This window comes from Novosphingobium aquimarinum, assembly GCF_009746585.1.
Classification (GTDB): Bacteria; Pseudomonadota; Alphaproteobacteria; order Sphingomonadales; family Sphingomonadaceae; genus Novosphingobium; species Novosphingobium aquimarinum.
Genome location: NZ_WRPO01000012.1, coordinates 15823 through 37065 on the forward strand (window position 1 = coordinate 15823; position 21243 = coordinate 37065).

Here is a 21243-nt window from a genome sequence, read left to right on the forward strand (position 1 = left end):
GGAAGCGCGCGCGACTGTGCCAGTTCGCGATGCAGTGCTGCCAGCGGATCGGCGACGATGGTGACGGGCGCGTTCATGCCGCCACGACTTTCGCCCCGAAGTGGGCCTGCTCGCCGCGAAACATGGCAAGCTGGCGTGCAGCATTGCGGCCAAGATCGAAATCGTCCTCCACCCTGGCCCTGCCGCGCTCAGCCATGGCCGCTGCCGCAGCCGGCTGCGCAAACACCTGGAGGATGGCGCTGCCTAGAGCCGCGGCATCGCGCTGCGGCACCAGCAGGCCATGTTCGCCATGGGTCACGAGTTCGGGAATGCCAGAAATGTCGGTGCTGACCACGGGCCGCCGATAGGCCAAGGCCTCTATCACGACGTTGGGTATGCCTTCCATCCGCCCCCCGGGGCCGATGATGCTGGGACACAGGCACAGCGCGGCAGAGCGATAGGCTTCGGCCACATCTTCGAACGGGAGAGCGCCGCGAAACTCTACACGCGCAGCAATGCCGAGCCTTGCTGCCTGCTGCGCCAGCGCATCTCGGCTCGGTCCGTCACCGATGACTGTCAGGTGCCAGTCGCCAAACTGCGCGTCGATCGCCCCGAGCGCGTCGAGAAGATAGCCCACACCCTTCTTCGGTTCGAGCGCACCGACGTAAAGCAGGCGCGGGCGGGCAGGATCAATCCGGACCGGGCCGCCTCTGATCGCGGCCGTGTCGACGCTGGAGTGGATGACCTCGATATCCAGCGCCGGGCCGTTGGAAAGGGTTTGCCGCAGGAAGATGCGGCCAAAGTTGCTCACCGTGCGAACGGCGCTGGCCTCGCCGAGTTTCTGTTCCAGCAGCGCCTGCGTGCGGAAGATGTCGTGCGCGCGGCAGCTTACCGAATAGTCCTGCCCGCCGAAGCGGTGCGCAATCCACGCCATTGTCGCCGGGTGTCCGGCGAATTCGGCATGGACATGGTCGATCCCGGCGGCGCGGCAGTGCCGGGCGAATTGCAGCGCCTTGGGAAGCACGGCCAGCGATTTCATCAGGATCCAGGGATGACGGCGATACTGCCATGCTATCTGCCAGACGGTTTTTGCCAGCAAGACCGGCTGTTGCACGAGCGCGGCCAGCAAGGCAGCGAAAGCAGCCACTGATGCGAAAGGCATGTAGTGTGCGTTATCGACAAGATGGCGGGCGAACCCGTGCAATTTCTGCGTCGATCGAAACGGGGCGATGTGGTGCAGTTCCAACTGGCAGCCCGCCTGTTTGAAGGCGGTCAGGTCGCGATAAATGAAGGTCTCGGTCGCTTTGGGGAATTCGGTGACGATAATGGCCAGTTTCATGGCTCGGCCCTTTCGCGTTGCAGGAAGCCACGACAGCACAGCGCGAGCCCAACGAGCAGCCAAAGGTAGCGCATGTCCTTGTGCGGCATGAAAAAGCTGGCGACCAGCAGCGCCGCGAGGCAGGTGGCAAGCGCGAAGGCGATCGTGCGCAATGGCTGCGAGGTCGCGCGATGTGCGGTGACGACCGCCGAATGCATGGCCGCCGCAATCAGCGCGGCGAACAGGGCGAAGCCGACGATCCCGTACTCGACGATGACATCGAGGTAGGTGTTGTGCAATTCGCGCGGGTTCAGCGTGCGGCCGGGCAAGTAGCGATAGGCCTCGTCCATGTAATGCGACGGGAAATTGCCAGGCCCCACGCCCCAGATCGGATGCTGCTTGATCAGGTCCCAGCCGATCTGGACGTAAGTCAGCCGGCGGAACAGCGAACGGTCGCTGGCAAAGTCGGCAAGGGCGGTAAAGCGGCCGAGAGTCGCGTCCGGCATCAGCGCTATGCCGCCTGCCAGCGCGACCAATCCGCCGAGGATCAACAGCGGAAAGGCGCGGCTGCGATAGAATGACAACAGCACTATCGCAGACCCTACGCCAAGCCCGATGATCGCGCTGCGGGCCGAAACCAGCACCACCGCCAGAGAGCAGACCGCGAAGATCAGCACCCCTGCAAGCCGGGCGAGGCCATCGCAGCGCACGACGGCAACCAGCCCCGCCAACGCCGACACCATGACCATCTGCGCCACGGTCGTCGGGTTGAGATCGGATCCTCCGGCGGACCGGATCACGCCATCGAAGCTGGCTTCGGTCGCCGCCACCGACGTCGAGAAAAGGCGCACGGAGAAAAGCGTTTCGTAAATCACGATTCCGGCATTGATCGCGCCAGCCACCGCTGTCGCCGCCAGCAGCACGAACACGTCTTCGGGGCGCCGGACGAACAAAGGCACCAGCAGGGCCAGCAACATCACGGCCCAGGCGCGGATCAGATATTCGAAACCCTGGTTCAAGTGCTCGCTGAAAGCGAGGCAGATCACCATCCAGAGGGCGAGCGCGGAAACCAGCCGCAGGCCTGGCGCATGCGCAGCCTCGGCTGCCGTAGAGGATGTCGTCGCGCCAACCACCAGCGCGCCGAGAGCGACAAGCGCGACGAGCAGGAGCTCGAACACCGAGAGCGGGAGAAAGCCGAGGTAAGTGTTGCCGATTGCATCGAACTGGGTCGCCACAAGCACCGCAGCCAGAGCGATCAGGCCTGCGCTGGTGACGAGGCGCAGATCAATCCGCGCGGTAGGCGCCGGCCGATCAAGCGTTGCCGAAGAAAACGACACGTCCGGCATTTCCATCGATTGCCGCATTCAAGCCATGCGATCCTGCCATCGTCGCCACCACCACGCGGTAGCCGTTGCGGGCTAGTTCCTCCACCAGGGCTTCATCGGCATCGGCGTGCAGGAAAATGCGCAGCGATGCGTCATCGGCTGCCCGGGCGCGGTACTGTCGGGCGCGCCGGGCATTGGCACGGATGGCCCGCACAGGCATTCCGGCCTTCTGGCAAGTGTCGAGCAGCAGCTTGGTGAGTCGCAGGCCGGCCTGTTGTTCGACGATGGACGATACGACATGGATGTCCTGTCCCGGTGCGACTGCCCCGGCAAGCATTGCGAGGATTGACGGGCCGTGCGCTGCGACTTCGTTCGCGTCGTAGAACCGCCCGGTGGCCGGCATGGGCAGGCGCATAGCAAATTGGCGTTCATGCATGGCCACGACGACGTCGGGCTGTTCGACGACCCTTGGCTGATCTTCCGGAACGGCCTGTTCCAGCGTTCGCAGCGCGACGACGCTTGCACCGGTGCTCATCGGGGAAAATTGGGGTCCCTCCGCGTCCGGCGCGCCGCGCAGGAAGCTTGGATGGTTCAGCACGTCTCCATGGCCGCTGGCGGAAAATGGCTGCGGCGAATGATACGTCGGCTGGTTCGTGGGCGGAGCCATCGGATCTGGCCAGCGCCAGTAGCCATCGGAGCCGTTACCGGGCGCATTGCCTTTGCGCCGATCGAAGGGCGTCTGCGGCGCCGCGGCTGCCGGGCGCCCACCCTTCGGGCCGAGCAGCAGCAGCAGCATCCCCGCCAGCGCGCAGCCTGCCACGAACGCCAGAATGGTGTTCAGCAGCACCTTGGGGCTGGCGCGTACGAGCGGTGGCAGGGCCGGATCGATCAGGCGAATGGTGGCGCGGTTGGCGAGATTTTCCGTCTCGCTGAAGCGCAGCCGATCGAGCAGAGCGGCAACTTCGCGCTCCAGCACCGCGATCTGGTCGTCCAGGGTCTTGATGCCGAGTTCGGCACGCGAGAGCTGTCCAAGCTCTCCCTGGATCGACGACAGCCGCGCCTGGCGGGCGGAAATGGACTGGCGGGCGGCCGCGGCCGTCGGGCGCGTCAGCGCAAGCTGCTCCTCGATCGAAGTCTGGGTCTTGCCCAGCAATCCGGAGCGTTGCTGCTCCAGCGCGGCAACCTGCGCGCTGGCGCGGCGGCTTTCGGCAAGGTCGCTGGTGAGGCGACTTTGTTCGGCAATCTTCTCTTGGAGCAGGGCCTGCTTCTGCGCATCGATGTCGACGATGCCCAGCTCGATCTTGCGCCGGCGCGAGGTCTGCTTGAGCTGGGCCAATTTGGCCTGCTTGGCGGTCAGTTCCTGGCGCAGGATGCCTGCCAGGCTTTCGCCAGACTCCTCCGAAAGATCGCCGACCTCGGTGATGACCTCGCCGGCCAGCGCATTGGCGAACCATGCCGCATCGCGCGCGCTGTCCCACTCGACGGTCACCTGCATCAGGAAGGTGCCCTCGATGATCTCCACCTTCGTATCTTTGCCCAGGTGTTCGATCAGCTGCTCGCGCAGCGGCAGTTCCTGCGAGGCGCCGTAGTTGAGATAGGAAATGACGGAGCCGAGCGAGAATTGCGGGGCATTGGCGGCTTCGGCTTTCAGCCAAGCGTCCGCGCTCATGCCGGCGGCGGAGGCGCGCCGCTCGATCCACCGATCCACCACGGTTTCGCGCACCTCGCGCGAGCGCAGGGACTCGGCATAGGTTTGCGCCATTACCAGGCCGCCATCGGCATTCTGGCCACGCGCGAAGCGCGAAGCGTAGCCCAGCTCCTCACCGGTGGGCACCACGTTCAGCCGGGCGGTCGCCTCGTAGGTGGGACTGAGCGCGAGGATGAAGGCGCTGACGGCCCAGCCGGTGATCGTGACGGCAAGCACGACTGCCGCCAGCAGTTTCCACCGCGACAGCGCGGCGTGCCAGTAATAGGTGACGATGTTGTCGTCTGGCCGGTTCATGGCGCGGGGCTCGTTCATTTCAGGAGATCGAAGCTCCATCCCAGGTTCACGCCATTGAAGCCGATGATCGAACGTATCAGCTCAGCCTTGTCGGCGGTGCGCGCCAGGCGGGTGGAGGGGACGATGACGATGCTGAACGGATCGAGCTGGCCGATGGCGCCGGGTGCGCCATTGAGAATCCCTTCGAGATCGACAAGCTGGGCCTGTATGCGGTCGCCAGCCGGGGTGAGCACGACGACCTGCGAAAGATCGCCGATATTGGTCCGGCCGCCGGCCCGCGAGAGGGCCTCGAGCAGGGTGATCCCTTCGCGAAACGGCATCGGCCCGGCCTTCTGAACTTCGCCGATCACGAACACTTCGCGCGGCGGCGGCGGTTCGTTGTATTCCAGCACCGAGATGGAGACGGCGGGCCGCTCCAGTTTTGTTTTGTAAAGGTCGGTAAGACGGGCCTGCAATTCGGTATTCGACAGACCGCGCACGTCGATCGGATCGAGCAGCGGGGGGCTGATCTTGCCCGACATCTGCACACGCTGCTGGTTGTCCAGCAGCGGGAAGTAGGGGAAGCTGAGCCGCACCAGATCATTGGGATGGAAATCGCCGCGCGTGTTCATGTAGCGATCAAGCATCGCGTTGGCCTGCGCAGAAGCAGAAACGGAAGGCTGCGCCACCGCCAGCGATGCCGGTAGATCATACTGCAGCTTGGGCGCACAGGCGCTGGCCACCATCGCCAGCAGCGCTGCGGCGAGCGGCCTGGCCTGAGCAACGGTGTGCCAACGTGCGGTCATCCTAGTCTTCGCTCCTGAACCGTTCGGCAAGTATGCGTGCCGAGGCTCCGATGTCGTACTTCCTGGTCCCGTCCCTGCCGGCCACGGCCAGTCTGCGGGCCAGCTGCGGATCGTTGACGAGACTTGCGATTGCCTCGGCGAAGTACTGCGGATCTTCAGGCTCAACCAGCAATCCGGTGCGCTTGTCCCATATCAGGGCAGCGGGGCCGGGAAGGTTTGCCGCGATCACCGGACACCCCTCGTGCATGGCTTCGACGATGACATTGCCGAACCCTTCGCGGCGAGAGGAGAGGACGAATGCATCCGAACGGCGCATCCTGCTGGGAAGATCGGCACAATAGCCTGCAAACGTTGTAAAAGGTCTAATCCGCAGGCTCTCGGCCTGCGCTTCCAGCTCCGCGCGCAGCGGTCCCTCGCCGCAGATCGTCAGGCGAATGTCGTGGCCGAGATCGCGCAGCCTGGCCGCGGCATCGAGCAGCACGTCGAACCCCTTGGCGCTTACCAGCCTGCCGGCGGCAAGGATGGTGAACGGCCGGCCGCCGGTCTGTGCGGTATGCGGACGGTCGGGCTCTTCGGGCCTGAAGGCCACGACCGGGTTCGGCACGACGTGCACGGGGATGTGCGGGACCATCGCGGCAAGGTCTGCGGCGATCGCATCGGTGGGCACCAAGGCAGCCGTGGCGCGAGGGTATAAATGGCGGGTAAGCAGTCGGCGCAGCCACGGCCACTTCGCTTCCTGGGTGAAAGCAGCGGGCGTGGTGTGTTCGCTGATGAACAGACGTGCCTTGCGCCCTGGCAACAAGCCGGTGACGGCCAGCGCCAGATTGGCCGCGCTGGTGGCCGAATAGGCAAGGTCAACCTGCTGCGCATTCAGCGCTTTTTGCAGTCGCCATGCGAAACCCGCCGCCCGCCGTCCGCCCACCGCGATTACCGGCACATCGGCCGGCACGCGGGAAAGCAGCGCGCCCTCCAGCCGCTTCAGAAGCAGGACGGGCGCGAATTCGTCTCGCGGCAGGGCCGAAAGCCAGTTCAGCACTGCCATCTCCGCCCCGCCGGGGCGCAGGTGCGGGAGGACGAACGCTACCTTCAAAGGCGTTGGCATCGTCAGCGCGCGTTCCAGCGCAGCCACTGTTCGCGCGCCGTTCCGATCGCGGCGACCATGTCCGGCTGGCGCAGCGCCAACGCCACCGCAGTGAACGTGCCGGCCGCTGCACCGGCAATGACGACGATGGCCAGCGCCTCTGTAAGGGTAGTGTTGCTCGGCATCAGTCCGGCCATGCCGTAGCCCGCACTAGCCCCGGCAAGGCCACATACCGCGATCAGCGCCAGCTCCGGCAGCAGCCGGGCCGGGGCCAGCTCGCGGAAGCGGCGATTGCACACCCACAGGCTCAGCACGCTCATGGCGAAAGTGGCCAGTACCACCGCCAGCCCGAGGCCGGCCAGCCCATAGACGGGCACCAGCCCCCACAGAAGGGCCGCACGTAGCGCCAGCCCGACACCGGCCAGCACCAGCGTGGCAATCAGCGGCGAATGCTCGGAATCGGAATAGATAGCGTTCATCGCCAGACTGGTGGGCATCAGGAAGATCGCCGCAACAGCGTAATATTGCGTCGCGACAATGGTGCCGCGCTGGGCGTCCGCATCGAAGCCGCCGTGGCCGAACAGCAGTTGCACCAGCGGCGCGGCCGCGCAGGCCAGCACCAGTGAGCAGGGCACTTGCACGAACAGCGAGCCGCGCATCAATTGGTGTATGGCCCGCGATTTTGCGCCCACGTCGTTCCCGCGCATGATCCGCACAACTTCGGGATAAAGAACCGTGCTGACGCTCAGCGTGACAAGGCCGGGTATCAGCGAGACGAGGCGCGTGCCGTACTCCAGCGACGCGACCGTTCCGGTCTGCAAGCTCGAGGCAAACGCAAAGTCGATCACGACGGTGAGCTGGTGGTAAAAGAACAGCAGCAACGCCGCGAGCACCCGGCCCCGTGGCGGGGGCACCGCATCGGCCCGCTCCGCTTCGCCTGCAGGATGCTCCGGCGCGGTGGCGAGCTGGCGGCGACGGTGGGTGCGAAAGGCAATGCCCGCCAGAACTCCAGCGGCAAGGATTCCGCCAAGCAACATCGTCCATGCAACGCCGAACACCGCCAGCGGCGGGACGAACAGCACCAGCAAGAGCACCAGGACAAGGCGCTGCAGGGCCTTGCTGGCCTCGCCCACGAAAAATACCCCGGCAGATTGCAGGTAGGTCAGCAACAGGCCGGTAATCACGGCGATCGGCAGCAGCGGCACCAGGATGCGCACCAGCCCCGTCGCGAGAGCGGCGTGTTCCCCTTCGAAACCGGGCGCTACCACTTTGACCAGCAAGGCGGGCTCGACGATCAGCAGGGCGGGCAGCACCACCATCACGGCCACGATGGCGAGGATGGATCGGGGCATGGTGCGCCAGTTTACCGCGCGCCCCTCGTCGATGGCGGGCGCGATGTACGGCATGGCAATCTTGCGCACGAGCTCGCGGATCAGATCGGTCATCCCGGTGGTCGCCCGCCGAGCAATGAAGAAGGCGTCAAGCTGCGCGCTGGCGCCGAAGCGATTGGCAAGCAGCACCGCCACCATGAAGCTGAGAACGGCGTCGATACCCCGCGCGGCAATCACCGCCACGGTCCAGCGAGCAAAGGCCAGCCGTTTCGAATGGCCTTTGGCGACAGATCCACCGGCTGCAAGGGCGCTGGGCGCCGTGCTCACGCCAGGATCCTGCGCGGTGCCCGCCAGCCTTTCGGATGCTCCATGATCGCAGGCACCGTGCGCACGCCGACGGTGCGCCCGAAAACGCGTGTCGCTTCGATCATCGTGCCGTGGCACCGGAAGCCCAGCCACGACATGATGCGGAAGCTCTTGAGATTGCCGATTTCGCAATACATGAACAAGTTGTCGAAGCCGCGCGAAGCCATGTCGCGCAGCACGAACTGGGTCAGCTTCGCGCCAAGGCCGACGCGGCGCTGTTCGGGGTCGATCAGCAGTCCGTAGAAATAGGCCTGCCCCTGGCGAACGGGGATTTCCACGCCGAGGCTTTCCTCGAAGGTGTCGGACGGTGCGTACCAGACGCAGCCCAGCGCAATGCCATCCTTGAGCGCCATGTAGCCTTGCGAACCGCGCGCCAGCAGCCGTTCGAAATCGCCCCGCCGGTGAGTAAGCCAGCCGCCAAGTGGCGGCAGGTCGCCCACCCGGTCGATACGGACGAATTGGGATTCGGCGTGTTGCGGCAAAGCGGAACCGTCTGTTTGCAACGGTCTTTCCATGATGAAGAAATGCTGCCGACCACAGACGTGATCGCGCCACAGCTTGGCCGCGACGGCGGTCATGCCACGTTCCCTTATGCGGCGAGCCAGCGTTCCCGGCATCATCGTACCAGCGCCCTTGCATGCTGGCGCAGCGGAAACAGGATCGCGTGGCTCAGCCGCGCGAGGGGCAGCAGCTGCAGCGGCATCAGCACGCGTCGCTCAGGCCGGAATGCCGCCTTGAACTGCAGGCGCTTGCGCTCCGCTTCGCTCGCGGTTTCCTCTTCCAGCGGGATGCCGGCCATGTCGAAAACCGAGAGCCCGGCCGCGCGGGCATGGCGCATCTTTTCCCATAGCAGCAGGTAATTGGTGGGCAGATCCGGCCGTTCGCCGGTGTTTGCCAGGCTGAGCCAGATCGCCTCATCCCCGTTGCGAAGATAGGATGCACCGGCAAGCACGCGCCCGTCGCATTCGGCCAGCAAGATGGCTCCGCCCAGGGCCCCGATCAGCTTGGCCTGTTCGCAGGCATCGGGTTGGTTATCCATGCTGTAATCAGGGTGGGCTGCGGCAAACGCATCCAGCGTCTGCTGAAAATGGGCGATGTCCTTGTCGCCCCGCACCTCGCGCACGGAAATGCCCGCTTTTTCAGCCTTGCGTATCTTGCGCCGTGCGCTCTGGCCAAACCCGGCCATGATCTCCTGCTCCGTCCCGGAGAGGTCAATGATGCCCGTCGCGACATGGATCGGCTGGCGATCAGCCGCGAGCGGCGTCGTACCAACGCGGCGGCAGGCTGCGGAAAGGGCGGGCAGATCGCGGTTGCAGGCGCGCGGCGCGAATTGCAGGGTGACGGCATTCCGGCGCTTCAGCCCCTTGGAAAGGGAAGCGATCACCGGCTCCAGATCGCTTGCCGTGCGCAACAGCGGGCCGCGCTGCGCACTAGCCAGCCAGTACCGCCCGATCAGTGTGCTGCGGCGAATGACGGCCGTCGCGATCAGTTCGCCGTTCCGTTCGAACGAGGCGAAAAGGTATTTGTGACGACCTGCACGCGCCATCGCCTGCGCCCATTGGCGCGACTGCTGGTATGCCGGATGAAGGCACGAACCGTAGAAGGCATCCCAGCGCGCTTCGTCCGCCGCGCTGAGGTCTGTTTCGATTCGTGTCTCGATCATGCCCATTCCTGCCGTTTGCACGCAGTGTCCTATCGCCAAATCGCGCCGGTCAGGAGGGGTCAGAGGTTAACGTGCCAAGATGGAACGGCCCCGTCACGCGTATCCCAAACCCGTCGGATTCGGTGCAGAACCGCAGCCTATGGAGAAGCTCGTCGAACCAGGTCAGACCATCGATCGTAAGCGCGAACGCAAGCTGCGCTTTGCCTGTGGCATGGCACTAGCGCTGGCCGCGATGGCGGTGCTGCTTGCGGGCGAAATCGCGCCGCTGTGGGGGAAGGTGCTGCTGGCCACCGCGCTCCTGTTCGCCGCGCACCGCGCGATGACCGGCACGCCGGGCGTGGCCGTGCTCACGTATCATTCGGTGACAGATGCGCCGTCATGGCTGCCGTGGTCGGGTGAAATCACCGTGCATCCTCGCAGCTTTGCCGCGCAGCTGGCGATGCTGCGACGGATGAATCTGCGCACCATCGGCGACGAGGACATGGCGGACTTGCGCGCGCGCGGGCAAGTGCCAGCCAAGGACTGCGTCGTCATTCACTTCGACGATGGCTACCTCGACAACCTTGCTTTCGCTGCGCCGATGACGCGGGCTGCGGGTTTTTCGGCTACCATATTCCCGTCGCTGGATTTCATCGAGCCGGAGGATTCGCCGCGCCAGAATGACGACTCCGCCGGTTACTTGCGCTGGAGCGAACTTCGCCGTCTGCGCGACGAATTCTGCTGGCGGGTGGAAAGCCACGGGATCGATCATTCACGCATTCCGACAAGCGAACGGGCCGTCGACGTGGTCACGCGGGAAAACTGGCGCCGTCATGCATGGCTGCAATGGCGTGCGATGCCCGGTGCCAAGCACGACTGGTTCCGCAGCGACGCGCCGCCTGCCGTGCCCATCGGCAGCCCGGTGCCGGAATCGGCGCTGGCACTGGCTGCGTGCGGCTGGACAGACGGGCGGCGCGAGGACGAAAGCGACCTGCGCCTGCGCCTGCATCATCATCTTGCCACCAGCCGGCAACGCGTCGCGCAGGAGATGGGGCGTCCCGCGGCGATATTCTGCTGGCCGGAAAACCGTGCCTGCCCGGCTGGGCGAGAAATCGCGTGGCAAACGGGCTATGTCGCCACCACGGCAGGCAAGGGCCGCAACACGGCAAACGAGAGCCCGTCGGTCATCTCGCGCCTGCATGTGGGTGACCGGGCACTGGGGTTTCGCTGGCCCTGGGCCGATGCCCAGCTGCTGCGCGCGCAAATCCGCCTGATGCAGGGCAATTTCTACTGGTATCCGATCGTCGCTGCGATGAACGCGACGCGAAAGGCCGTATTTGCCTGGCGCAAATGGCAAAGGCGCTCGCACCCGTGATTGCAGCGCTCGCCTGGATGCTGGCCGCGGCTATCGGTCTCACTTACCTCGGCTTTCCGCTGGCCTTGCTTGCGGTGGCGCGACTTGCGCCCCCGCGCCCGTGGCACAAGGTGGAAGCAGCCGACAGTCCGCGCCCGCCGCTGTGCGTGCTCATCAGTGCCTATAATGAGGAAGCGCACCTGGCGGGCAAACTCGAAAGCGTCCTGCGCGCTGCGGCGGTTTACGAAAATCCGGTACGCATCATGGTGGCCGACGACGGATCGAGCGATACCACCTTGGCCATCGCCCAGCGTTTCACAGGACAAGGCGTCGAGGTGTTGGCATTGCCGCGCGGGGGCAAAGCCGCCGCACTCAATCGCCTGGCCATGCTGGCTGATGGGGACGTGCTGGTCCTGACTGATGCCGATCCGCTGTTCGCGGACGATACGCTGGTGCGTCTGACGCAGCCATTCGCCGATCCCGCTGTGGGGGCCGTCGCAGGCAACGTGGTGATGGCAGGGAGGCACGGTGCGCTGGGCCGTGCGGCCGGCATCTTCCGCCAATACGAAAGTGCGCTGCGCGTGGCGGAGGATCGGCTGTTCGGCGTGGTCTCGGCAGACGGCGGCATCTATGCGATACGGCGCGAACTCATGCCGCAAGTGCCGCCCGATGGCACCGACGATTTCCATATCAGCACCGCGGCACCGATGGCGGGGAGGCGCATTGCCTTCGCGCCCCACGCCAAGGTGCTGGAACAGCCGATGGCGAGCGGGCGCAAGGATTTGCGGCGGCGCATCAGGATCACGGTTCGCGGTCTCACCGCGCTGTGGCGGCGGCGCGCGCTGATGAACCCCCGCCGCACCGGATGGTATGCGCCGGCGCTTTTCATGCACAAAGTCGCGCGACGGCTGTCGCCCTTGCTGCTGTTGCCGGTGCTCGCGCTGTCGCTTGCCCTGGCGGCGAACGGATCGCTGCTGTGGGGCGCTGTGGCTGCGGCGATCCTGTCGCTTGCCTTGCTGGCGCTGATCGGCTGGCTGGCGGAGGGGCGGATCCCGCGTTTGCTGTCTATCCCCTACGTTCTGGGCCTGCATCTGTTCGGGCTTGGCGCGGGAGTGGTCTTGTTCTGCCTTGGCAGGCGTTTCGCGACTTGGACGCCGCACAAGGCCGTGCCGTCTTGAAACGCGCGGCCTTGGTGTCGGGACTGGCTCTCCTGGCTGCCACCTCGTGCCTTGCCGCAGGCGCGCGGATCGCAGCCGGCGACGGCAAGGAGCCGCTAGGGTCCGAGGCGCTCTCCGACATCTCGATAGAGGACGATTTTGCCACGACCTGCATTGTGCCCTGCGCCCATGCAGCATGGGCCGACACGCAGCAGATCCAGGGCAAGATTATCACTCTTGCCAAGGCGGAGGGGCGCAACGGGGTCCTGATGGCAAAAGCGGGCGCGCGGCGTACGGTTGTGCCGAAGGCGGGACTGATTGCGCGCTTTGCCAGGATGCCGTCGGGATCGCGGCTGACCGCGAGCTTCGATCTGTTCGTGCCGCGCGGATATCCGGTCAATTCGATCCACCTCATGGATCTGGAATGCGCAAGCTGCGGCGTTTCCGGCAATCCGGGCGTGCGACTGTACTTGCGCCACGGGCGGCTGCGCGTGGACCGTTCGAAGATCGGCATCGAACACGCCTGGGCTAACGACGACGCGCCGGCCCTGCAGCAGGGCCGCTGGCATCACATAAACGTGAATGCGGTCATGTCGGCAGACGACGCTGCGGGTTCGGTCGATGTGCGCCTGGATGGGGCACGGGTCCTTTCGGGGACCGGACGCACCCTGTTGCCGGGACGGATGGCAGGTTTCGACCGCCTGCAGTTCGGTATCACCGCCACCAGCAACGATACCGAAGTCCGCGCCTTGTTCGACCGTTTCGAAGCGCGCGTGTCGCCGCGCTGACCGGCGCGTTCGTCAGTAGGCGCCGTTGCCCTTCAGCACGGCACGGACGGTGCGCAGCAGCAAGGTTACGTCCGTGCCCAGCGATTGCCAGCGGACATAACGGATATCGAGCGCGGAACGCGCGTCGAAATCGATGTTGGCACGCCCCGAGACTTGCCACAGGCCAGTGATGCCCGGTTTCACGGCGAGGCGCGGCAGGTGGTTCTCGCGATACTCCTGCGGATGGAACGACGTGGGACGCGGGCCGACGAGCGCCATATCGCCGATCACCACGTTGAAGAGGTTCGGCAGTTCGTCGAGGCTGGTCTTGCGCAGAAAACGGCCCATCCGGGTAATGCGCGGGTCGTCCTTGATCTTGAAGTCGATCGCGTCCGCTCCGTGCTGGTTCAACTGGCGCAGCCGTTCCTTCATAGCTTCTGCATCGGGCACCATCGTGCGGAACTTGAACATGCCGAACCGCCGGCCGAGATAGCCGGTGCGCTTCTGCCGGAAGAACACCGGCCCGCCGTCGTCCAGCTTTATCAGCAGCGCGATCGCCACCATGAGCGGCGCAAGCAGAGTCAGCATGACGACGGCGATCGCCGCTCCGACGGCGGGTTTGACCACGCGCGGATAGAAGGAGCGGCGATAGGCGAGCGGCAGCGGAACCGCCTGCAGGTCGCAGGAAAACATCACGCGACTGTTCCAGTCGCAGCGCCGGTCTACTGTCCGGTGAGGAAATTCTTGATGGAACTCTTTTGCGACGTCGACAGCGGTTGGATTGCAGGATCCGCCAACAAGCGTGCCAAACGACTCCAGTCCCATGTCGAACTCCCCTTCGTGGCTGCTGAAGTCATCCGCATGGCCGCTGCGTGGGCGTTAAAGGAAGTCCAAACTGTGCGGTGTCCCAAATGGACACCAAAAAGGGCGTCATTGCTGTAGGGCTAGGGCGTATCGTTATGACGGTGCGCACCAGATGGGTGCGCAGATGCGCCTGACGACGGCGAGGTGGTTTTCGGGACATTTGTCACATCGAGTGGCTATATCCCCGAAGTGCTTGATAGGGTTGAAGAAGCGTTCGACGAGGTTGCGCGGCCGAGTGGTTCACTGGCCCACCGTCACTTCGTTGCGGACGCCCGGAGTGAGCGAGCGCGCGACGCCTTTCTCGGCCTCTTGCAGCAAGTCCGGGGTGAGCTTGGTCGTCCGCGCGGGCAGTGGGGCGCCGTCGCCCATCTTGCCGTTCTCTTCGATATCCTTGAGCAGCAGTTCCATCTCGGCGATTTCCTTGACCTGAGCCTTGATGATGCCATCGGCGAGCTTGCGGACGCGCGGGTCGCTGATGTTGGCGCGGGCGCTGGTCATGACGGCGATCGAATGGTGGGGAATCATCGCCGACATGTATTCCTCGTCGTCGATGGTCGCCTGGCTGCGGACCAGCCACAAGGCCACGGCGAACACAATCGCGCCCACCGCCAGGATAATGACGTTCTTCGTCTTGTCCCGGTACATGCCCCACATGAACAGCAGCATGACGATCATCATCGTGCCGCCCATGACGAAGGTCATCCAGAAGCGCGTTTCGCTCCAGAACACGTGATCGAGCGCGTAAGTGTTGAGATACATCAGCCCGAACATGATCACGGTCGAGGTCGCGACCATCGCCATGAAGCGCCAGTAGTTGCCGCCACCACCGGCGGCGTGGGCATCGGTCGAATGTGTCTCAGCCATGCAATTTCTCCATCGATCTCATCTGCGCGAGGCTTGCGATGAGCCATCCGACCCGGTCGCGCGCGTTCAGGCAAGCGCGGATTGAGGCGATTGCTCAGTCGAAGCGGATCGGAAGGTATGGGCCCGGATCGACCTCGCCCGGCGCATCTCCCAGCAGCAGCCGCGCCGCCAGGTCGGCCGCTGCGGGTGCGGTCTGGATGCCGAAGCCGCCCTGCCCCGCGCACCAGAAGAAGCGCGGTTGGCGCGGATCGAACCCGTAGACCGGCAGACGATCGGGAGCGAAACTGCGCAGACCGGCCCAGCGGCGATCGAGGCGGCGAATGCGCCAGTCGACGACGTCGCCCAAGCGTTCGATCGCGAGCGCGACGTCGATCTCCTCGGGCGCCGCGTCGCACGGCGGGCTCGGGGTCTCGTCGTGCGGACTGAGCCAGAGGCGCCCGGCATCGGGCTTGAAGTAGAAGGTCTCGGCAATGTCGAGCACCAACGGCAAGTCCGCCGTCGTCGCGGGCTCCACGTCGAGCTGCACCACGGTGCGACGAAAGGGTGTGATCCCAAGCGGACGCACGCCGGCCAGCTCGGCCACCGGATCCGCCCAGGCGCCCGCCGCATCGACGAGGATATCGCACGTGAGCTCAGTCCCGTCCGCGAGGCCGAGCCGCCAGCCGCTGCCTTCGCGCTCGGCTCGCGTCAGTCGCGCCCGGCAGCGCAGTTCGGTGCCCGCCTTGCCCGCCGCGGCGAGGTAATGCTGGTGCAGCGCCGCGACATCGATGTCGCAGCAGCTGGGTTCGAGCACGCCGCGCGTCCATGTCGCACGCAGTCCGGGCACCGATTGGAGCAGGCCCTCGCGCTCCAGAACTTTCACCTCGACGCCGAGCGCGGCAAAGCGCGCGGCAAAGGCATCGATCGCGTCGGACTGCGCATCGGTCCCGATGGTCAGCGCCGCGCGCTGCGTCAGCATCCCGAGTGCGTGCAACATCGGCCCCGAGGCGGTGGTCAGCGGCTGGATGCCGGGGCCGCCGTAGCTTTCCGTCCAGAACGCGGCGGAGCGGCCGGTGGTGTGGTAGCCGGGGTGATCCTCGGCCTCGAGCATGACCACGCGCGCTCGCGAGCCGATCGCGGCGGCAAGCGAGGCGCCCGCCATGCCCGCTCCGACCACCGCGATGTCGCAGCGCGTCGCCATCGCTTCAGTCGACGACCGGGGCATGGCGATCGAGGAACTCCTCGATCCGGGCCAGCGCCGCATCGCGCACCGGATCGGACTCGCGCAGGATTTCGTGTCGGGCCTCGGGGCCGTACGTGACCAGTTCCGCGTGGGGAATGCGCCGCGCCGCTTCGGCGATGGCACGGTGCGACACCAGCCGATCGGCCCGCGTCGCAAGCATCAGCACCGGGATCTCGACCGCTTCGAGCACGCCCGGCTCCGCCAGCATCCGGATCGAGCGCAAGGCCGCGACGATCCAGCCCCAGCTCGCCGGCCCCATCGCCAGATCCGGGCGCTGTTCGCGCCACCAGGTCTCGTCCGCGTAGCGCGCTTCGTCCCAGGTCAGCAGGCTTTCGCGGCCACCCGGCAACGCACCGGGCTTCTCGCTCGATTTCCAGGCGGGGCGGCGCGGATCGCCGAGCCGCGCGATCAGGCGCGCCGTCGCCAGCAGCAGCGAGGGCGGCACGGCATCGGGCAGGATCCCCAGCATCGGGGCGGTGAGAACCAGCGCTTCGGGATCGATTCGCCGCTCGGCCACCGCCCGCAGCGCGAGGTGTCCGCCCATCGAATGCGCGATCAGCACATGCGGCCCCGGCGTGCTTGCGACCCACTTTTTCCAGAACGCGACCAGATCCGTCGTCCAGATCTCGAAATCGTCGATATGTCCGGTCCACGGATCTCCGCCGCCGCGGCCCGACAGCGCCTGAAAACGCCAGTCGATCGCGGTCACGCGCCAGCCGCGCGCATGCCACTCGTCGAGCGCCTCGAGGTATTTCTCGTAGCAGTCGCCGCGACCCGGCAGGAACAGCAGCGAACCGCGCAGCGCACCGCGCGGGAGCAGCCAGTCGATGCGGCGGATGGCGTGGCCGTCAGGCGCTTTCCAGCGGCCCTCGATCGCGGCATCGGGGATCGCCCTGCGGTCGAATGCGCGGGGCGCCGGGCTCGATCCTCGATCCATGTTTAATTGCGGACTCAGTAGCTTGGTTACTGTTTGGTAAGTCATGATCGCTAGATCGTCTCCCTATTTGGGGGACCACTGCAAAGACCATGAACGGCGGCCTATTCTCGTACGCACTGCTTGCGGCATTGGCAATGGCACTCGCCTTCGCGGCCTTTACCGACCTTCGTCGCCGGCAGATCGACAATTGGCTCAACCTGGCCGTCGCAGCGACCGCGCCGCTGTTCTGGCTGGCGAGCGGCCTCGACTGGGCAGGCGTCGCGTTCCAGATCGGCCTCGCCCTCGCCACGTTCGTGGTCGCCTGTGCGCTGTTCGCGGCGCGTCAGATGGGTGGCGGCGACGTCAAGCTGATCACTGCGCTGGCGCTGTGGTTCGTCCCTTCGAGCTTTCTCCAGCTCGTCATGATGATGGCGATGATCGGCGGCGGCGCCTCGATCGCGATGGCGTTCTTCAACATGGACCGGCGCCCCGGTGAAGCGATGCGCCAAGTCGCGGCGACTTTCGCTGCCCTGGCCTGGGTCGGTTTCGCCGGCGCGGCCTGCTGGGGGCTTGCCACCGGGACGCCGTGGTTGAGCCCCGCCATGGCGGACACGCTGGCCGGGATCGTACCCGCAGGCTGGCGCCTGATGCTGCTCGTGCTCGCAGTCCTGGCGATCGTCGCGCTTGGCCTGTCGCACATCTTGCGACGGCAGAAATCCAACCTGTCGATTCCCTACGGCGTCGCGATCTCCGCGGCGGGTCTCTGGGTGCTGACGGACCGGTTCCTTTTCGCAGGACCTGCCGGCTCGAATTTAAGTTGAACTCGATTTTAACCAATTTGCCCGAAGTACGTCACATAAATTCGGTGTTTTCAGGGGGCTGACCAAGCCATGGACAAGAAGAAGCTGGTGCTGCTGGTATTCGCGCTGCTGATTGCGGCGGGAACGGCGCTTGCAGCCAGATCGCTATTCATGGGCGCCTCCGCCCCCAAGGCAGAGGCGGTTGCTCCTGTTCCGCAAGGTCCCAAGGTTCTCGTCGCGCAGCGGGCGCTTCCGGCTGGCACGATCATCACGGCGGACGCCATTTCCTTCCAGGACTGGCCCAAGGAACTGGTCAAGGACGCCTATTACATCGACGGCGAAGCCGACATGAGCAAACTGCTCGGCACTGTCGTGCGCTTCCCGATCACGGCCGGCCAACCGGTCACCCAAGGGACGCTCGTCGCGCCGGGCGATCGCGGCTTCCTGGCCGCCGCGCTTGGCCCCGGCATGCGCGCCGTCACCATTCCTGTCTCCGCCAAGACCGGCGTGGGCGGGTTCGTGTTTCCGGGCGACCATGTCGATCTGGTGCTGACCCAGCAGGTCAAGGGCACCGAAGGCGATTCGCTCAAGGCTTCCGAGACGATCCTGCGCAATCTGCGCGTGCTCGCCACCGACCAGTCGACCGAAACCGAATCGGTCGACGGCAAGACGGTGGTCCGCGCCTTCCGCACGGTCACGCTCGAAGTGACGCCGCGCATCGGCGAGAAGGTCGCCGTCGCGCAGACCATCGGCACGCTCAGCCTGTCGCTGCGCTCGCTGGCGGACAACCAGGCGCAGTTCGAGCAGATCCTCGCCAGCGGCCAGGTCAAGGTTCCCGAGGGCGCTTCGCCCGAAGAAGAAGAGCGCCTGCTGCGCGAAGCCGCCAACCGCCCCGTCGAAGGCTCGACCACCTACGTCACCGGCGGCGATGTCTCGCGCTTCCAGCGTTCGACACGCCCCAGCACGCGCGACGAATCCGTCAGCCGCGCGATGACGGCGATGGCGCAGACGTCGGGCATCCCGACCCCGCCGCAGGGCGTGGCGGCCCCCGCGACGCCGCGCGGACCGGTGGTGAACGTGACACGCGGCAAGGAAACGACTGCAGAACCGGTGGGCAAGTGACCATGGCCCTCATCCCAATCAAGCGTTCCAACCCCACGAAGGGCCCGAACATGACATCGCGTCTCTCCCAGATCCTGCCCAGGGCTCTCATGAGTGCGGCCTGCGCCCTCGCGCCCTGCGCTCTCCTGACCGCCCCGGCCGCCGCGCAATCGGTGATCAAGCCGGCGTCCGACATTTCGCTGTCGATCGGCAACGGCCAGTTGATCAGCGTGCCGGGCACGATGGCCGACGTCTTCGTCGCTAACGATTCGATCGCGGACGTGCAGATCAAGTCGACCCGCCAGCTCTACGTCTTCGGCAAGGCCGGCGGCACCACGACGGTCTATGCCAGCAACGCTTCGGGCGATGTCATCTGGTCGGCCAACGTGCGCGTCGGCTCCAACTTCGACAGCGTCGATTCGATGCTGCGCCTGGCGATGCCGGAAGCGCAGATCGGAGTCTCGTCGATGGGCACCAACACCTTTCTGCTGACCGGTACGGTCAAATCGCCCGAAGACGCCGCCGAGGCAGAGCGCCTCGTTGCCGCCTATGTCGGCGAGGGATCGAACGTGATCAGCCGGCTGCGCATGGCCACGCCGCTGCAAGTCAATCTGCAGGTCCGCTTCGCCGAGGTCAGCCGCTCGCTGGTCCGCGAGATCGGGACCAACATCCTCACGCGCGACACCACCGGCGGATTTCAGTTCGGCTTCTCGCGCGGGCGCAATTTCGGCACGATCGGTAATTTCGATACCAGCGCCTTCCCGAAACTCGACGCGTCTTCGCTCTACGGCCTTCCGGCCGGCTCGCTCAGCCTGCCGTTCAATACGACGACGGGCCAGTTCGTGCTGCCCAACTCGGGTTCGGCCTATACCTTCAAGCCTGTCGAAGGGCAGTCGGCAATCAATCTGGCCGGCAAGATCGCCGGGATCGACATTTCCTCCGCGCTGGACCTTGGCGAGCGCGTGGGCCTCGTCACCACGATCTCGCAACCGAACCTGACCGCGCTTTCGGGCGAGACCGCCGAGTTCCTCGCCGGCGGCGAGTTCCCGATCCCGATCAGCCAGGGTCTCGGGGCCACCGCCGTCGAATACCGCAAGTACGGCGTCAGCCTGGCCTATTCGCCGACGGTGCTCTCGAACGGCCGCATCTCGATCCGCGTGCGCCCCGAAGTCTCCGAGCTATCGAGCCAGGGCGCGGTGACGCTGAACGGCTTCCAGATTCCGGCGCTGACCATTCGCCGCGCCGAAACCACGGTCGAACTGGGCTCGGGCCAGAGCTTCATGATCGCGGGCCTGATGAGCAACAATTCGCAGAACCAGATCGACAAGACCCCCGGTGCCGGCGACTTGCCGATCCTGGGTTCGCTGTTCCGCTCGACCAGCTACCGCCGCGGCGAGACCGAGCTGGTGATCATCGTCACCCCGTATCTCGTCAATCCGGTGGATGCGAACGACGTCAAGCTGCCGACCGACGGCTACAAGGCGCCTAACGAACTGCAGCGTATCCTCGGCAACATGGACAGCTCAGGCGGCGATATCGAGCGTCCCAAACCAACTGCCGCGCCGCTGCAGTCCGCGCCTGCGCCCGGCGTCAGCATGATTGCGCCCGAGGCCAGTTCCGGCAAGTCCAAGCGCCGCAAGTCCGACCGCAACGCCAGCGCCGCCGCGCCCGGCTTCAGCCTGAAGTGAGAGAGCCGATGAACCAGACCATGACCGCACGGAAGCCGACGGTGCGCATCGCGGGCATCGCCCTCGCCCTCTCGCTGGGCCTGACGCTGGCCGGTTGCGGCGGCATGCCCAGCAACCGCTCGCTCTATTCGGTCCACCAGCCGGTGGTCGAGCAGGTCAATTACACGCTCGACGTCGCCGCCAACTCGGGCGGCATGTCCTTTGGCGAGCAGCGCCGCCTCGCCGGCTGGTTCGAAGCGATGGATCTGAGCTATGGGGACCGCGTCTACATCGACGATCCGATGAACTCGACCGCCACTCGCAATGCGATCGAGACGATCGTCTCGCGCTACGGCATTCTTCTGGAGCGCGAAGGCGCGCCGGCAACGGCAGGATACGTCAACAACGGCGCCGCCCGCGTCGTCATCAGCCGCCACAAGGCCAGCGTGCCGGGCTGCCCGGACTGGTCGGCAAAGTCCGACGTCAATCTCGGCAATGCGACGAGCAGCAACTACGGTTGCGCGGTCAACTCCAACCTCGCCTCGATGGTCGCCAATCCCGAGCACCTGCTGCACGGCGCCGAAGGCACGGGCGAGACCGTAGTGATGAGCTCGACCAAGGCCATCACCAGCTATCGCAGCCAGAAGCCGTCCGGCGAAGGCGGGCTCGCGAGCGGCGGCACCGGCACCGGAGGGAACTGAT

At 65.7% G+C, this 21243-nt stretch carries 19 protein-coding genes; 7 read left to right on the plus strand and 12 right to left on the minus strand.

Going from position 1 to position 21243, the window contains the following annotated elements; translation table 11 throughout:
* Positions 1-73: 73 nt before the first annotated feature.
* Genes GQO94_RS12690 through GQO94_RS12725 form a run of 8 tightly spaced genes read right to left on the minus strand, consistent with a single transcriptional unit; the run spans position 74 to position 9850 of the window.
* Positions 74-1318, minus strand: a complete 1245-nt coding sequence (locus GQO94_RS12690; protein ID WP_156841922.1) for a glycosyltransferase family 4 protein — start codon at positions 1316-1318, stop codon at positions 74-76.
* Positions 1315-2634: an O-antigen ligase family protein gene (locus GQO94_RS12695; RefSeq protein WP_198045953.1), complete on the minus strand. Its 1320-nt coding sequence runs from the start codon at positions 2632-2634 to the stop codon at positions 1315-1317. The genes GQO94_RS12690 and GQO94_RS12695 overlap by 4 nt, the downstream gene beginning before the upstream one ends.
* On the minus strand, positions 2609-4624 hold the full coding sequence (locus tag GQO94_RS12700; protein WP_198045954.1) for a Wzz/FepE/Etk N-terminal domain-containing protein: 2016 nt from the start codon (positions 4622-4624) through the stop codon (positions 2609-2611). The genes GQO94_RS12695 and GQO94_RS12700 overlap by 26 nt, the downstream gene beginning before the upstream one ends.
* A gap of 14 nt (positions 4625-4638) precedes the next feature.
* On the minus strand, positions 4639-5409 hold the full coding sequence (locus GQO94_RS12705; RefSeq protein WP_156841925.1) for a polysaccharide biosynthesis/export family protein: 771 nt from the start codon (positions 5407-5409) through the stop codon (positions 4639-4641).
* 1 nt (position 5410) lies between these two features.
* Positions 5411-6511 carry a glycosyltransferase gene (locus GQO94_RS12710; protein ID WP_156841926.1) on the minus strand — a complete coding sequence of 367 codons (1101 nt, stop codon included), beginning with the start codon at positions 6509-6511 and terminating at the stop codon, positions 5411-5413.
* A gap of 2 nt (positions 6512-6513) precedes the next feature.
* Positions 6514-8148: a murein biosynthesis integral membrane protein MurJ gene (murJ, locus tag GQO94_RS12715; protein WP_156841927.1), complete on the minus strand. Its 1635-nt coding sequence runs from the start codon at positions 8146-8148 to the stop codon at positions 6514-6516.
* A complete protein-coding gene (locus tag GQO94_RS12720; RefSeq protein ID WP_198045955.1) occupies positions 8145-8765 on the minus strand; it encodes a GNAT family N-acetyltransferase in 621 nt (206 codons plus the stop codon). Before GQO94_RS12720 ends, murJ begins: the two co-directional genes overlap by 4 nt.
* 38 nt (positions 8766-8803) lie before the next feature.
* A complete protein-coding gene (locus GQO94_RS12725; protein ID WP_198045956.1) occupies positions 8804-9850 on the minus strand; it encodes a lipid II:glycine glycyltransferase FemX in 1047 nt (348 codons plus the stop codon).
* A 139-nt stretch (positions 9851-9989) separates the two neighbouring features.
* On the opposite strand from GQO94_RS12725, the gene GQO94_RS12730 reads away from it, so the two are divergent.
* Genes GQO94_RS12730 through GQO94_RS12740 form a run of 3 tightly spaced genes read left to right on the plus strand, consistent with a single transcriptional unit; the run spans position 9990 to position 13128 of the window.
* Positions 9990-11204, plus strand: a complete 1215-nt coding sequence (locus tag GQO94_RS12730) for a polysaccharide deacetylase family protein (protein ID WP_198045957.1) — start codon at positions 9990-9992, stop codon at positions 11202-11204.
* Complete coding sequence (locus tag GQO94_RS12735) at positions 11180-12361, plus strand: glycosyltransferase (RefSeq protein WP_156841931.1); 1182 nt, start codon at positions 11180-11182, stop codon at positions 12359-12361. The genes GQO94_RS12730 and GQO94_RS12735 overlap by 25 nt, the downstream gene beginning before the upstream one ends.
* Positions 12358-13128, plus strand: a complete 771-nt coding sequence (locus GQO94_RS12740) for a hypothetical protein (RefSeq protein WP_156841932.1) — start codon at positions 12358-12360, stop codon at positions 13126-13128. Before GQO94_RS12735 ends, GQO94_RS12740 begins: the two co-directional genes overlap by 4 nt.
* Positions 13129-13140: 12 nt before the next feature.
* Here the strand turns inward: GQO94_RS12740 and GQO94_RS12745 are convergent, their stop codons facing one another.
* The 4 genes from GQO94_RS12745 to GQO94_RS12760 all read right to left on the minus strand — a co-directional run bounded on the left by GQO94_RS12745 (position 13141) and on the right by GQO94_RS12760 (position 16994).
* A complete protein-coding gene (locus tag GQO94_RS12745; RefSeq protein ID WP_156842005.1) occupies positions 13141-13800 on the minus strand; it encodes a sugar transferase in 660 nt (219 codons plus the stop codon).
* 411 nt (positions 13801-14211) lie between these two features.
* Positions 14212-14835 carry a DUF305 domain-containing protein gene (locus GQO94_RS12750; protein WP_232332919.1) on the minus strand — a complete coding sequence of 208 codons (624 nt, stop codon included), beginning with the start codon at positions 14833-14835 and terminating at the stop codon, positions 14212-14214.
* Positions 14836-14929: 94 nt separating this feature from the next.
* Complete coding sequence (locus tag GQO94_RS12755; protein ID WP_156842007.1) at positions 14930-16015, minus strand: NAD(P)/FAD-dependent oxidoreductase; 1086 nt, start codon at positions 16013-16015, stop codon at positions 14930-14932.
* A gap of 4 nt (positions 16016-16019) precedes the next feature.
* Positions 16020-16994: an alpha/beta fold hydrolase gene (locus GQO94_RS12760; protein WP_232332921.1), complete on the minus strand. Its 975-nt coding sequence runs from the start codon at positions 16992-16994 to the stop codon at positions 16020-16022.
* Between the two features lie 89 nt (positions 16995-17083).
* Here GQO94_RS12760 and GQO94_RS12765 point away from each other — a divergent pair, with 89 nt between their 5' ends.
* The 4 genes from GQO94_RS12765 (at position 17084) to GQO94_RS12780 (ending at position 21242) form a co-directional block, all read left to right on the plus strand.
* On the plus strand, positions 17084-17794 hold the full coding sequence (locus tag GQO94_RS12765) for an A24 family peptidase (protein ID WP_156841934.1): 711 nt from the start codon (positions 17084-17086) through the stop codon (positions 17792-17794).
* 69 nt (positions 17795-17863) lie between these two features.
* Positions 17864-18895: a Flp pilus assembly protein CpaB gene (cpaB, locus tag GQO94_RS12770; protein ID WP_156841935.1), complete on the plus strand. Its 1032-nt coding sequence runs from the start codon at positions 17864-17866 to the stop codon at positions 18893-18895.
* A gap of 50 nt (positions 18896-18945) precedes the next feature.
* Positions 18946-20562, plus strand: coding sequence for a type II and III secretion system protein family protein (locus GQO94_RS12775; protein WP_156841936.1), 1617 nt, complete (start codon positions 18946-18948; stop codon positions 20560-20562).
* Between the two features lie 20 nt (positions 20563-20582).
* A complete protein-coding gene (locus GQO94_RS12780; RefSeq protein WP_156842008.1) occupies positions 20583-21242 on the plus strand; it encodes a CpaD family pilus assembly protein in 660 nt (219 codons plus the stop codon).
* Position 21243: the final 1 nt, after the last annotated feature.

Excerpts from the sequence above, each read along its gene's own strand:
- GQO94_RS12725 (WP_198045956.1), bottom strand. The coding sequence starts at position 9,850 with ATGATCGAGACACGAATCGAAACAGACCTCAGCGCGGCGGACGAAGCG.
- GQO94_RS12745 (WP_156842005.1), bottom strand. The coding sequence starts at position 13,800 with ATGTTTTCCTGCGACCTGCAGGCGGTTCCGCTGCCGCTCGCCTATCGC.
- GQO94_RS12765 (WP_156841934.1), top strand. The coding sequence starts at position 17,084 with ATGAACGGCGGCCTATTCTCGTACGCACTGCTTGCGGCATTGGCAATG.
- cpaB (WP_156841935.1), top strand. The coding sequence starts at position 17,864 with ATGGACAAGAAGAAGCTGGTGCTGCTGGTATTCGCGCTGCTGATTGCG.
- GQO94_RS12760 (WP_232332921.1), bottom strand. The coding sequence starts at position 16,994 with ATGGATCGAGGATCGAGCCCGGCGCCCCGCGCATTCGACCGCAGGGCG.
- GQO94_RS12780 (WP_156842008.1), top strand. The coding sequence starts at position 20,583 with ATGACCGCACGGAAGCCGACGGTGCGCATCGCGGGCATCGCCCTCGCC.
- GQO94_RS12710 (WP_156841926.1), bottom strand. The coding sequence starts at position 6,511 with ATGCCAACGCCTTTGAAGGTAGCGTTCGTCCTCCCGCACCTGCGCCCC.
- GQO94_RS12775 (WP_156841936.1), top strand. The coding sequence starts at position 18,946 with ATGACATCGCGTCTCTCCCAGATCCTGCCCAGGGCTCTCATGAGTGCG.
- GQO94_RS12730 (WP_198045957.1), top strand. The coding sequence starts at position 9,990 with ATGGAGAAGCTCGTCGAACCAGGTCAGACCATCGATCGTAAGCGCGAA.
- GQO94_RS12700 (WP_198045954.1), bottom strand. The coding sequence starts at position 4,624 with ATGAACCGGCCAGACGACAACATCGTCACCTATTACTGGCACGCCGCG.
- GQO94_RS12735 (WP_156841931.1), top strand. The coding sequence starts at position 11,180 with ATGGCAAAGGCGCTCGCACCCGTGATTGCAGCGCTCGCCTGGATGCTG.
- GQO94_RS12755 (WP_156842007.1), bottom strand. The coding sequence starts at position 16,015 with ATGGCGACGCGCTGCGACATCGCGGTGGTCGGAGCGGGCATGGCGGGC.
- GQO94_RS12690 (WP_156841922.1), bottom strand. The coding sequence starts at position 1,318 with ATGAAACTGGCCATTATCGTCACCGAATTCCCCAAAGCGACCGAGACC.
- GQO94_RS12750 (WP_232332919.1), bottom strand. The coding sequence starts at position 14,835 with ATGGCTGAGACACATTCGACCGATGCCCACGCCGCCGGTGGTGGCGGC.
- GQO94_RS12720 (WP_198045955.1), bottom strand. The coding sequence starts at position 8,765 with ATGACCGCCGTCGCGGCCAAGCTGTGGCGCGATCACGTCTGTGGTCGG.
- GQO94_RS12705 (WP_156841925.1), bottom strand. The coding sequence starts at position 5,409 with ATGACCGCACGTTGGCACACCGTTGCTCAGGCCAGGCCGCTCGCCGCA.